The 11,218-nt window shown below is 67.9% G+C and carries 11 protein-coding genes and 1 pseudogene; 8 read left to right on the top strand and 4 right to left on the bottom strand.

Annotated elements, in window-relative coordinates; all coding sequences use genetic code 11:
- From BST15_RS22245 to rfbA, 4 genes and pseudogenes are all read left to right on the top strand, one after another.
- Window positions 1-450, top strand: a pseudogene (locus BST15_RS22245) (hypothetical protein); the annotation flags it as partial.
- Between the two features lie 29 nt (window positions 451-479).
- Complete coding sequence (locus BST15_RS19880) at window positions 480-1,241, top strand: maleylpyruvate isomerase family mycothiol-dependent enzyme (RefSeq protein ID WP_046191312.1); 762 nt, start codon at window positions 480-482, stop codon at window positions 1,239-1,241.
- Between the two features lie 22 nt (window positions 1,242-1,263).
- Window positions 1,264-1,611 carry a nuclear transport factor 2 family protein gene (locus tag BST15_RS19875; protein WP_046191311.1) on the top strand — a complete coding sequence of 116 codons (348 nt, stop codon included), beginning with the start codon at window positions 1,264-1,266 and terminating at the stop codon, window positions 1,609-1,611.
- Window positions 1,612-1,629: 18 nt separating this feature from the next.
- Window positions 1,630-2,496, top strand: a complete 867-nt coding sequence (gene rfbA / locus BST15_RS19870; RefSeq protein ID WP_046191310.1) for a glucose-1-phosphate thymidylyltransferase RfbA — start codon at window positions 1,630-1,632, stop codon at window positions 2,494-2,496.
- Here rfbA and BST15_RS19865 read toward each other — a convergent pair.
- A complete protein-coding gene (locus tag BST15_RS19865) occupies window positions 2,466-3,155 on the bottom strand; it encodes a TetR/AcrR family transcriptional regulator (protein WP_109370898.1) in 690 nt (229 codons plus the stop codon). The two genes, rfbA and BST15_RS19865, sit on opposite strands and share 31 nt — an antisense overlap.
- Window positions 3,156-3,221: 66 nt before the next feature.
- Between BST15_RS19865 and BST15_RS19860 the strand changes: the two genes are divergently transcribed.
- Window positions 3,222-4,667: a carotenoid oxygenase family protein gene (locus BST15_RS19860; protein ID WP_046191309.1), complete on the top strand. Its 1,446-nt coding sequence runs from the start codon at window positions 3,222-3,224 to the stop codon at window positions 4,665-4,667.
- Window positions 4,668-4,676: 9 nt separating this feature from the next.
- Window positions 4,677-5,126, top strand: a complete 450-nt coding sequence (locus BST15_RS19855; protein WP_046191308.1) for a DUF1707 domain-containing protein — start codon at window positions 4,677-4,679, stop codon at window positions 5,124-5,126.
- Here BST15_RS19855 and BST15_RS19850 read toward each other — a convergent pair.
- Window positions 5,123-6,427 carry a pyridoxal phosphate-dependent aminotransferase gene (locus BST15_RS19850; protein WP_046191307.1) on the bottom strand — a complete coding sequence of 435 codons (1,305 nt, stop codon included), beginning with the start codon at window positions 6,425-6,427 and terminating at the stop codon, window positions 5,123-5,125. The genes BST15_RS19855 and BST15_RS19850 overlap by 4 nt on opposite strands.
- Before the next feature lie 64 nt (window positions 6,428-6,491).
- A complete protein-coding gene (locus BST15_RS19845; RefSeq protein ID WP_083071138.1) occupies window positions 6,492-9,422 on the bottom strand; it encodes a (Fe-S)-binding protein in 2,931 nt (976 codons plus the stop codon).
- Window positions 9,423-9,651: 229 nt separating this feature from the next.
- On the opposite strand from BST15_RS19845, the gene BST15_RS22240 reads away from it, so the two are divergent.
- On the top strand, window positions 9,652-9,993 hold the full coding sequence (locus BST15_RS22240; RefSeq protein WP_157861744.1) for a hypothetical protein: 342 nt from the start codon (window positions 9,652-9,654) through the stop codon (window positions 9,991-9,993).
- Between the two features lie 302 nt (window positions 9,994-10,295).
- Here the strand turns inward: BST15_RS22240 and BST15_RS19835 are convergent, their stop codons facing one another.
- The gene (locus BST15_RS19835) at window positions 10,296-10,667 is read right to left on the bottom strand and encodes a DUF3054 domain-containing protein (RefSeq protein WP_046191065.1); all 372 of its coding nucleotides are present in this window, start codon (window positions 10,665-10,667) and stop codon (window positions 10,296-10,298) included.
- Between the two features lie 47 nt (window positions 10,668-10,714).
- On the opposite strand from BST15_RS19835, the gene BST15_RS19830 reads away from it, so the two are divergent.
- Window positions 10,715-11,170, top strand: coding sequence for a hypothetical protein (locus BST15_RS19830; RefSeq protein WP_131701232.1), 456 nt, complete (start codon window positions 10,715-10,717; stop codon window positions 11,168-11,170).
- The last annotated feature ends 48 nt before the right edge of the window (window positions 11,171-11,218 follow it).

Raw genomic sequence — 11,218 nt, 5'->3', positions numbered from 1 at the left:
CGGCTGCGCCGGGGCCCGGCCGCCCCGGTACCCGCGGCCCCGGCGCAGCCGCCGCTGATCCAGCAACCCGAGCTGCCGCCGTTCCTGCGGCCACCTGCCCAGAAGCCGCCCACCAACGGCGGCAACCCCTCATGGTTGCCGGGCAACAACGGCGGTGGAGGCAGCAACGGTGGCAACCCCTCCTGGTTGCCGGGCAACAACGGCGGTGGGAACAAGGGCGGCAATCCCTCCTGGTTGCCCGACAACGATGGTGGCGGCAAGAAGGGCGGAAACCCGTCGCCGTGGTTGCCCGGCGTCGGCTCCAACGGCGGCGGAAACCCGTGGTTTCCGGGCCTCGGTGGCAGCGGCAACTCCGGCGGACGCGGCGGCACCGGTGGGGGTTCCTGGATTCCCGGCCTCGGTGGTGGCGGTGGCAAAGGCGGTGGTGGCGGGGGTGGCTGGCCCTTCTGAGTCACCGGTCGATCCACTAGCCTGACGGCGTGGACTACGCCGCAGCTCTGCTTGACCAGACGCATGCCTTCGGGGAGTTGTTCCGGGCGGGCGATCCCGACCTGGCCATCCCGACCTGCCCGGAATGGAACCTCAACCAACTGTTCCGGCACTTCGGGCGCGGAAATCGTTGGTCTGCACAGATTGTCGCCGATCAGATGGACGGCCCGCTGGATCCGCGGGCCGTTCTGGACGGCAAACCGCCCGCCGAGACCGCCGCGGCGATCGACTGGCTCAACGACGGCGCGCAGCGGGTGCTCGACGCCGTCGCCGAGACCGGGCCGAACACCCCGGTGTGGACGTTTCTCGGCCCCCGACCGGCGTCGTGGTGGGTGCGCCGGCGGCTGCACGAGGCAACGGTGCACCGCGCCGACGCCGCCCTGGCGCACGGCGGCGAGTTCACGCTCGAGCCGGAGTTGGCCGCTGACGGAATCAGTGAGCTGCTGGACCTGATGCCGGCGGTCGTGGCGCGCAATGCTGATGCCGTGCCGTTGGCCGAAGGCCAGAGTGTGCACCTGCACGCCACCGATGACGGCCTCGGACCGACCGGTGAGTGGACCATCAGCCGGCCCGCGGGTACCGACACGGTGTGCTGGTCGCACGAGCACGGCAAAGCAACGGTGGCACTACGCGGTGGCGCGCGTGACCTGTTTCTGGTGGCGACGCGCCGGGTTGGGCTGGCCGATACCGACATCGCGGTCTTCGGTGATGCCGAGGTGTGGCGCACGTGGGTCGAGCACACCGCCTTCTGAAGTCGCGGTAGTTTGGGCGACCATGAGCACATCGGAGATCGCAACGGTCCTCGCCTGGCATGACGCCCTGGCCGCCGGTGATCTGGACACCCTGGAACAACTGTCCAGCGACGACATCGAGGTAGCCGACGCCGACGGTGCCGGGCAGGGCCATCAGGCGTTGCGCCGGTGGGCCGAGTCGGTGGAAGTCACCGCCGGAATTGGCCGGATGTATGTGCACGACGGCGTGGTGGTGGCCGAGCTGACTCCCCAGGGCGAAGGGATCGCCTTCCGGGTGGTGCACGACCGCGTCACCGCGGTGTTCCGCCACGCGGACCTCGACGGCGCATTGGCCGCCACCGAGCTCACCGAGGCCGACCGGGTCGACTGACCCGTTAGGCTGAGCGGCATGCGCGGGATCATCCTGGCCGGTGGCTCCGGCACCCGCCTGCATCCGATCACCATGGGCGTCAGCAAGCAGCTGCTGCCGGTGTACGACAAACCGCTGGTGTATTACCCGCTGTGCACGTTGATGTTGGCCGGTATCCGGGACATTCAGGTGATCACCACCGGTCACGATGCACCGGCTTTTCAGCGGCTGCTGGGCGATGGCAGTGCCTTCGGTGTCGACATCAGCTACGCCATCCAGGAGCAGCCCGACGGCCTGGCGCGGGCTTTCGTGATCGGGGCCGACCACATCGGCATCGACTCCGTTGCCTTGGTGCTGGGAGACAACATCTTTTACGGCCCCGGCCTGGGCACCAGTCTTCGTCGCCACCAATGCCTCTCCGGTGCAGTGATTTTCGCGTATTGGATGGCAGATCCTTCGGCCTACGGGGTGATCGACTTCGATGCCGACGGCTCTGCGGTATCGGTGGTGGAGAAACCTGCCGAGCCCCCCTCCCACTACGCGATACCCGGGCTGTACTTCTATGACAACGACGTCGTCGAGATCGCTCGGGGCTTACAACCTTCGGCGCGGGGCGAGTACGAGATCACCGACATCAACCAGACCTACCTCGATCAGGGCCGGCTCACGGTCGAGACCCTGGCTCGGGGCACGGCGTGGTTGGACACCGGGACCTTCGACTCGCTACTGGACGCCGGCGACTATGTCCGCACTGTCGAGCGTCGCCAGGGTCTCAAGATCGGCGTTCCCGAGGAAGTGGCCTGGCGGATGGGCTTCATCGACGACGACGCCCTGGCGATCCGGGCGGCGGCGCTGCACAAGTCGGGCTACGGTGACTACTTGATGGGGTTGCTGGATCCGCGGTGAGTTCCCGCCCGCGAGGGGTTCGCCCCGGCGAGTCTTTGCTTGATCATCTCGTTCGAACGTCGTAGCGACTGCTCCGCAGCGTCGCGGCTGTCGCCCATCCCCACGAACATGTCGATGGTCATCGGGCCCAGGATTCGGGTCAACGCGCGACCGTCCTGTTCGAAGGTGCCGACCAGCTCCAAAAGCACCACGCCGTGGATCATGCTCCAGATTCGCCCGGCCAGCTCGCCGGCGTCATCCCGGCGGATTCGTCCGCTGGCAACGATGCGCTCCACGGCCGCAACGAGCTGGTCGAAAGCGGCTGTGGCTAAAGGCAGCTCGGGAACATGGAGCTTCTGCGGTGCGGCCAGTCCGAACATGAGTCGATAGCGCTGCGGGCTGGCCAACGCGAATTCCCGGTAGGCGTAGCCCATGGAGAAGAAGTCGGTCATCGGATCGTCGGTCTTGGGAGCTGAGGCCAGCGCGACGCCGAAGCGCTCGAATGCCGCCGACACGATGGCTTCCAGGAGTCCGTTCATGCCGCCGAAGTGGGTATAGACGGCCATGGTGGACGCCCCGATCTCGGCGGCGACCTTGCGCGCCTGCAGTGCCTCGGGGCCCTCACTGTCCAACAGCCGGGTGCCGGCCTCGATCAGGCGCTCACGCGGACTCGGATGCACCCTTGCCATCCTGCCATAACGATGTTATACATGGTAGATAACATCGTTATGGACCGGAGGTGTCCGATGACCAACCCCTACCTACAGGGCGGATTCGCGCCGATAGCGCAGGAGCACACCCTCACCGAGCTGGAGGTGACCGGGGCCATCCCGGACTACCTGGACGGCCGCTACCTGCGCAACGGGCCCAACCCGGTCGGCGAGATCGATCCCGCCTTCTATCACTGGTTCATCGGCGACGGCATGGTGCACGGCGTGCGCCTGCGTGACGGCAAGGCGCAGTGGTACCGCAACCGCTACGTGCGCGGCCCCCAGACCGCGGCCGCTCTCGGCGAGAAGCCACCACCCGGTCGGCACGGCGGGCCGTCGGGAATCGGGGCCAACACCAACGTGATCGGGCACGCGGGGCGGACGTTGGCGCTGATCGAAGGGGGCATCTCCTGCTACGAGCTGACCGATGAGCTGGACACCGTAGGTACCTGCGACTTCGACGGCACCCTGCCGGGCGGCTACACCGCACACCCCAAGCGCGACCCGGCGACCGGTGAACTGCACGCCGTCTCCTACGCGTTCAACCGCGGCAACAGTGTCCAGTACTCGGTGATCGGCACGGACGGGCGCGCGCGGCGCACCGTCGACATCGAGGTCACCGGATCGCCGATGATGCACGACTTCTCCCTGACCGAGAAGCACGTCGTCTTCTACGACCTGCCGGTCACGTTCGACACGCGCCGGGTCGCCGAGGGCGCGGCGCCGCGCGGCCTACGGCTGCCGGTGCGGCTGATCATGTCGGCGGTGATCGGACGGGTGCGTATCCCGGACCCGATCACCGCCCGCATGCCGAGGTCCAAGAGCAGTGTGCGCACCATGCCGTATCGGTGGAACCCGAAATACCCGGCGCGAGTGGGGGTTATGCCCCGTGACGGGAACAATGCCGACGTGCGGTGGTTCGAAGTGGAGCCCTGCTACGTGTTCCACCCGATGAATGCCTACGACGAGGGTGACACCGTGGTGCTCGATGTGGTCCGGCATCCGAAGATGTTCGACACCGAGATGCGTGGCCCGGCCGAAGGGCTGCCCACGCTGGAGCGCTGGACCGTCGACCTGGCCGACGGCAAGGTTCGCGAGTCGCGCGTCGATGACCGGGGTCAGGAGTTTCCGCGTGTGGACGAGCGGCTGGTCGGCAGGCGTCACCGCTTCGGCTACGCCGTCAGCATCGGCAACGGTGTGGTTCCCGATGCGACGCTGCTCAAGCATGACCTGATCGGCGGTTCGACGGCCACACGGTCATTCGGCGAGGGAAAGCAGTTGGGCGAATTCGTCTTCCAGCCCGCAACCGCGGACGCCGCCGAAGATGACGGGGTGTTGATGGGCTTCGTCTACGACAGCGCCACCGACACCAGCGAACTGGCGATCCTGGACGCCGCCACGCTCGACGATGTCGCGGCCATCCACCTACCGCACCGGGTGCCCGCCGGATTCCACGGCAACTGGGTGCCGACCGGCCAGTAGGAGGTCGCGATGAGTTCGCTGCTAGCCAAGTCGCTGGATTCCGCTGTGCGCGTAGGTGATGTGGAGCGGTCACGCGCTGCCGATCAGATCGGTGCGGCATTGACGCAGGGATACCTCGACATGGCGGAATACGAGACGCGACTGGCGCGGGCGTTTGAGGCCCAGACCGTCGGTGCGCTCGCCGAGCTGGTGGCCGATCTGCCGGTCACACGCATCGAAAGGCGTGGCGCGCGTCGCCGGGCGCAGCGCGGTGCGGGCGCCCGGCGCGGTGTGCGGATACACCTGGGCGTCTACCTGGCGGTGTCGGCGGTGATGATCGCCATCTGGTTGCTGACCGCGGTGTTCGCCGGTGCGGGGTACTTCTGGCCGGTCTGGCCGATCCTCGGGTGGGGCATCGGCGTCATCGCGCATGCGGTTCCGGTCGGGGCTTCCGCTCGACCCACGCGTCGGAGGAACTAGGGCCGGTAGCTGACCAGGAAGTTGCCCAACCGCTCGATCGCATTGGACAGGTCGCGAGCCCAGGGCAGCGTCACGATCCGCAGGTGGTCGGGCGCCGGCCAGTTGAACCCGGTGCCCTGGGTGACCAGGATCTTCTCCTGCAGCAACAGGTCCAGCACCAGCTGCTCGTCGTTGTCGATCGGGTAGACCTCGGGGTCCAGCCGTGGGAACGCGTAGAGCGCCCCGCGGGGCTTGACGCAGGACACGCCCGGAATCTCGTTGAGCTTGGTCCAGGCGACATCACGCTGCTCGAGCAGTCGCCCACCCGGCAGCACCAGATCGTCGATGCTCTGGTGACCGCCCAACGCCACCTGGATGGCGTGCTGTGCGGGAACATTCGGGCACAGCCGCATGCTTGCCAGCAGGTTGATGCCCTCCAGGAAACTGGTCGCGTGCTCCTTGGGGCCGGTGATCGCCAGCCAGCCCGAGCGATAGCCCGCGACCCGGTAGGCCTTCGACAGGCCGTTGAAGGTCAGGCACAGCAGGTCCGGCGCCAGCGTGGCCAAGCTGGTGTGCTGGGCGTCGTCGTAGAGGATCTTGTCGTAGATCTCGTCGGCCAGCAGCAGCAGCTGGTGCTTGCGCGCCAATTCGACGATCTGGTTGAGAATCTCGCGGCTGTAGACCGCGCCGGTCGGATTGTTCGGGTTGATCACCACCAGCGCCTTGGTGCGCTCGGTGATCTTGGATTCCATGTCGGCGATGTCGGGCTGCCAGCCCTGAGTCTCATCGCATAGGTAGTGCACCGGCGTGCCGCCCGCCAGCGACGTCGACGCCGTCCACAGCGGATAGTCCGGCGCCGGGATCAGCACCTGGTCGCCGTTGTCCAGCAGCGCCTGCAGCACCATGGAGATCAGCTCCGACACCCCGTTGCCCAGGTAGACGTCATCGACGTCGAAGCGGGGGAAGCTCTCGATGAGTTCGTAGCGGGTGACCACTGCGCGCCGCGCCGGCAGGATGCCCTGGGAGTCCGAGTAACCCTGCGCGTAGGGCAGCGCCTGGATCATGTCGCGCATGATCACGTCGGGCGCCTCGAACCCGAACGGCGCGGGATTGCCGATGTTGAGCTTGAGGATCCGGTGCCCTTCGGCCTCCATCCGGGCGGCCTGGGCGTGGATCGGACCGCGGATCTCGTAGAGGACGTCTTGCAGTTTGGTGGACTGCGCGAACGTACGCTGCCGTGGCTGACTGCCGGTGGCAGGCCAGGGCATCTGATGCGGCAACGGATGAGCGGTCACGTCGACAATGGTCCCATAGTTGTCCAATCAAAATTTGCCCGAGAAAAAAGTTGGGGCCGTATGTGCACCCACACGGCCCCAACCTGTTATCTCAGCGTTTGCCCGGCGGCCGCGCGCCGCGCTGGATTCCCAGCCCCTTGACCGGCGGCTGCTCCTTGGGCGCTTCCGCCGCCGGAGCGGCCTCGGGAGCCTCCGGCTCGGCAGCCGGTTCGGCGGCGGGGGCCGGCTCGGCAGCCGGAGCCGCGGGAGCGGACTTCTTGGCGCCGGGCTTGCGGGCGCCGGCCGCCATACCCAGGCCCTTCACCGGCACAGTCGGTGCTGCAGGTGCCGCGGGCGCCGCGGCCTCTGCCGGCGCCTCGGGCGCGGCAACGCTGGCCTCGGCGGCCGGTGCAGCGGCCGGGGCCGCCTTCTTAGCGCCCGGGCGCTTGGCGCCACTGGCCATCCCGAGGCCCTTCACGGGCGCAGCAGGTGCGGCAGGTTCCGCGGGTGCGGCAGCGCTGGCCTCGGCAGCGGGGGCAGCCTCGGCAGCGGCCGGGGCCGCCTTCTTGGCGCCCGGGCGCTTGGCGCCACCGGCCATCCCCAGTCCCTTCACCGGAGCAGCGGGTGCCTCGGGTGCGGCAGCGCTGGCTTCGGCTGCCGGGGCTGCCTTCTTGGCGCCGGGGCGCTTGGCGCCGCCGGCCATCCCCAGGCCCGTGACCGGAGCCGCGGCCTTGACCTCGGCGGCCGGCTTGTCCGCCGTCGCCACTGCCGCTGCAGCCGGCTCGGCTGCCTTCTCCTCGGCCTTCTTCGGTCCGGCCTTGGCGGCTGCCTCGGCGGCGGTGCCCTTCGCGGGCAGCGTCACCGCGTCCATGTCGAGCGACTCCAGCAGCAGCTGGGCGATGTCGCGCACGTCCACGCCCTCACGACCGGAGGCTTCGATGCGGTCATCGATACCGTCGCTGACCATCACCCGGCAGAACGGGCAGCCAGTGGCGACGGTGCTGGCGCCGGTGGCCAGCGCCTCGTCAACGCGGTCGTGGTTCACCCGCTTGCCGATGTGCTCTTCCATCCACATCCGGGCGCCGCCGGCGCCGCAGCAGAACGAACGGTCGGCGTTGCGCGGCATCTCGACCAGGTTGGCACCGGAGGCCTCGACCAGCTCACGCGGCGGCTCGTAGACCTTGTTGTGGCGGCCCAGGAAGCACGGGTCGTGGTAGGTGACCTCGCGCGACACCGGAGTGACCGGAATCAGCCTCTTGTCCCGGACCAACCGGTTGAGCACCTGGGTGTGGTGCAGCACCGTGTACTCGCTGCCCAATTGCGGGTACTCGCGCGAGATCGTGTTGAAGCAGTGCGGGCAGCTGGCGATGATCTTGCGGTTCGGCTTGTCGAGGCCGCCGAACACCTCGTTGAGCATCTCGACGTTCTGGGACGCCAACTGCTGGAACAGGAACTCGTTGCCGGCACGCCGGGCCGGGTCACCGGTACAGGTCTCGCCGGTGCCCAGCACCAGGAACTTCACGCCCGCAGCGGCAAGCAGCTCGGCGGTGGCCTTAGTGGTCTTCTTGGCGCGGTCCTCATAGGCGCCCGCGCAGCCCACCCAGAACAGGTACTCGAAGCCGTCGAAGCTGTCGACGTCTTGGCCGTAGACCGGGACGTCGAAGTTGAGCTCGTCGATCCAAGCGGTGCGCTCCTTGGAGTTCTGCCCCCACGGGTTGCCCTTGTTCTCCAGGTTCTTGAACAGCACGCTCAACTCGGACGGGAACTCCGACTCCACCAGCACCTGGTAGCGGCGCATGTCCACGATGTGGTCGATGTGCTCGATGTCCACCGGGCACTGCTCCACGCAGGCGCCGCAGTTGGTGCACGACCACAGCACGTCGGGGTCGATCACGCCGCCCTGTTCGGCGGTGCCCACCAATGGCCGGACGGCCTGAGCCGGGCCGGAGCCGCCGATGCGCTCAAAGCCCTTCTCCGGGACGTGGTGGCCGGGGGCAGGCGCGGCATCGGCCAGGTCGACCTCGCCGGTCGGCATCGGCTTGTCGCCGAGCAGGTAGGGGGCCTTGGCCATCCAGTGGTCACGCAGGTCCATGATGACCAACTTGGGGCTCAGCGGCTTGCCGGTGTTCCAGGCGGGGCACTGCGACTGGCAGCGGCCACACTCGGTACAGGTGGCGAAGTCGAGCATGCCCTTCCAGGTGAAGTCGTCGATCTTGCCGCGACCGAACACCTCGTCCTCGGGCGGGTTGTCGAAGTCCAGCGGTTCGCCCTGGTACTCGATCGGCAGCAACGGGCCCAGGGCGTTCGGCAGCCGCTTGAACGTGACGTTGATCGGGGCCAAGAAGATGTGCAGGTGCTTGGAGTTCAGCACGATCAGCAGGAAGCCCAGGGCCACCGCCACGTGCAGCAGAAGGGCGGAGGTCTCGATGATCTCGTTGACCTCCAAGCCCAGCGGCGCCAGGAGCTTGCCCATGAGATGGGACAGGTAGGCGCCCTTGCCGTAGGGCAGGGTGCCGGTGTTGACGGCCGCCCCGCGCAGCAACAGGAAGGTCCAGACCACGTTGAGGATCATCACGAGGATCAGCCACGCGCCGCCGTTGTGCGAGCCGTAGAACCGCGACGACCGGCCGTGTTCGGTGGGGTTGCGCAGGACGCGGATGATCATGAACACGAATATCGACAGGGTGACCGTGGTGATGAAGAAGTCCTGCAGGAAGCCCAGGGCGTCCCAGCGGCCGACGAGCGGGATGGTGAAGTGCGCGTTGAACATCTGGCCGTAGGCCTCGATGTAGACCGTGATCAGGACGAAGAACGCCCACATGGTGAAGAAGTGGGCGATCCCCGGGATGTTCCACTTCAGCAGTTTGGCCTGGCCGGCGACCTCGCGGATCTGCGTTTCGATCCGGGTCTTGATGTCGTTGGTCCGCTCAGCGCCGACCTTCTGACCTGACTTGACCAGCCGGAAGAGCCAGAACACCCGGCGGGCGGCGAGGAGGACGACAAGCCCTGTCAGGGACATGCCGAGCACCAGCCGGATCAGCATGTGGACATTTTCGGTCACGGAGAACCTCTCCCATCGCAAGTTACCGGCCAGTAACTTAACCTTGGTTACCGGCGGGTAACTTATCGCCAATCGTGCGCAGCACCTGTTCAAGCCCTACAAGGTGCTCGCTCATAGTGCCACCCCGAGGCCGTTCGGCGCGACGAAGGTTGGCCTAACTGAATCGCCCGGCGACCGTGAGGAGGGCCGTGGAGCCGGCTGGGAGACGGCGGTGAATCAGAAGCCGGGCAGCGGGATCACGATCTCGGGCGGCCGCCGTGTCGTCGTTGGGGTGCTGGGCTCGGTGGGGGCGATCGTCGTTGTCGGGGTAGTCGACGGCGCCGTCGTGGTGGGAGTTTCTGGGGTGCTCGAGGTGGTTGGTGGCGCGCTGGTCGTGGTGGGGGTCGGTTCGGGGGTGGTGGCCGCCGGCGGTTCGGTCTCGGTCGCCGGTGGGGGGTTCTCGCCGGCCGCGGTGCTGGGAACAGCCGGTGCCGGGGCAGCGGGTTCCTCGGCAGGTGCGGTCGTGGATGGCGCCGATGTGGTCGTCGGTGCGGTGGTGGCCGGTTCCTTGTGAACCAGTCCGACCATGCCCCACACCAGCAGGGCGATCAGGATCGCGGTCAACACGCCCAGCCCGACCAGAGCCACTGGCCGCAGGTACCAGGGAGTCGGTGCAGGCGGATCCGACCACAGGGGCTGGTGTCCGATGGGCTCGCGGTGCTCGCTGTAGTAGTCCGGCTCGCCATAGTCGCCGCCATAGCCGAGATCGGCCCGCTGCGTGGGCTCGCTATTGGGGTCCTGCGGCGATCGGTTCACGCACACCGAGGATAGGGAACGCGCCTGACGAAACCCCGCGACGAAACTGGCCGAAATCCGTCAGTTGGCCGAGCGTCGGCGTGCGACCAGGGAGAATACTGCCCGCCAGCCGAGCAGAAACACGGCGGTCACCGTGGCTGCGACCAGGACGAAGCTGCGCGCCACGCCCGCCGATGTCGCTTCCCGCAGGAGCATGCCGACCAGCACTGTCGATATCCACACGGTCACGCCGGTGGGTATCACGGCCGTCGGGGCGCGCCAGCCGCGAGACAGCAGCCAGCCCACTGCCGTGCCGCTCAGAAACGGCCACGCTGTCGTTGCCAGGCCGCTGATGGTCAGGCCTTCATCGTGGCTTCGCCGGCCGAGGGCGCAGAAGATCAGGACGGCCACCACATCGATACCGAGCCAGGCGGGTTGCCGCGGTGCTTGCATGCGGCGAGAGTACCGGCCCGGTGAATTACCGGTACGGGGGAATCGTGATGACCGTCGGCAACTGGGGAACCTTGGGCACGGGCGGGATGGTCACCACCGAGGGCAACGACGGCAGGTGCGGGCGGTGGCGATGCGGTGGCTCGCTGGGCGCTGGTGCCTGCTGGGCCGGTGGCTGCTGGGGTGGGGCCTGGCGGGGCGGCGCGGCAGGGGGCGCCGTGGTGCTGGGTGTGCTGGACGTGACGCTGGTCGAACTGCCGGCGGTGGTGCTGGTGGTGGTGCTGGACGAGCTGGACGAGCTGGTCGCCGGGGCGGTGCTCCCGCCACCGGGTCCGCGGCTGGTCAGCTGGATGATCCCCCAGATCACCAGTGCGAGCATGACCGCGATCAGCCCGAACCAGGCGATCAGCACCGACCGTCGGCGGAACCAGGGGATATCGGGCGTGGCCGCGAAGTCGGAGGCCGCCGGGGCGGCCGGCTCATCGAAGGGCTCGAAGGGCTTGTAGGCGGCGTACTGGGTGGGGGCATCTCCGGGACGTGGGCCGGGACGGGGG

It is taken from the genome of Mycolicibacter arupensis (assembly GCF_002086515.1).
Classification (GTDB): Bacteria; Actinomycetota; Actinomycetes; order Mycobacteriales; family Mycobacteriaceae; genus Mycobacterium; species Mycobacterium arupense.
This window is presented reverse-complemented; position numbering and strand designations above follow the sequence as displayed.

Coding starts and splice junctions, on each gene's coding strand:
- BST15_RS19875 (WP_046191311.1), top strand. CDS start 1,264: ATGAGCACATCGGAGATCGCAACGGTCCTCGCCTGGCATGACGCCCTG.
- rfbA (WP_046191310.1), top strand. CDS start 1,630: ATGCGCGGGATCATCCTGGCCGGTGGCTCCGGCACCCGCCTGCATCCG.
- BST15_RS19860 (WP_046191309.1), top strand. CDS start 3,222: ATGACCAACCCCTACCTACAGGGCGGATTCGCGCCGATAGCGCAGGAG.
- BST15_RS19855 (WP_046191308.1), top strand. CDS start 4,677: ATGAGTTCGCTGCTAGCCAAGTCGCTGGATTCCGCTGTGCGCGTAGGT.
- BST15_RS19845 (WP_083071138.1), bottom strand. CDS start 9,422: ATGCTGATCCGGCTGGTGCTCGGCATGTCCCTGACAGGGCTTGTCGTC.
- BST15_RS19835 (WP_046191065.1), bottom strand. CDS start 10,667: ATGCAAGCACCGCGGCAACCCGCCTGGCTCGGTATCGATGTGGTGGCC.
- BST15_RS19830 (WP_131701232.1), top strand. CDS start 10,715: ATGACCGTCGGCAACTGGGGAACCTTGGGCACGGGCGGGATGGTCACC.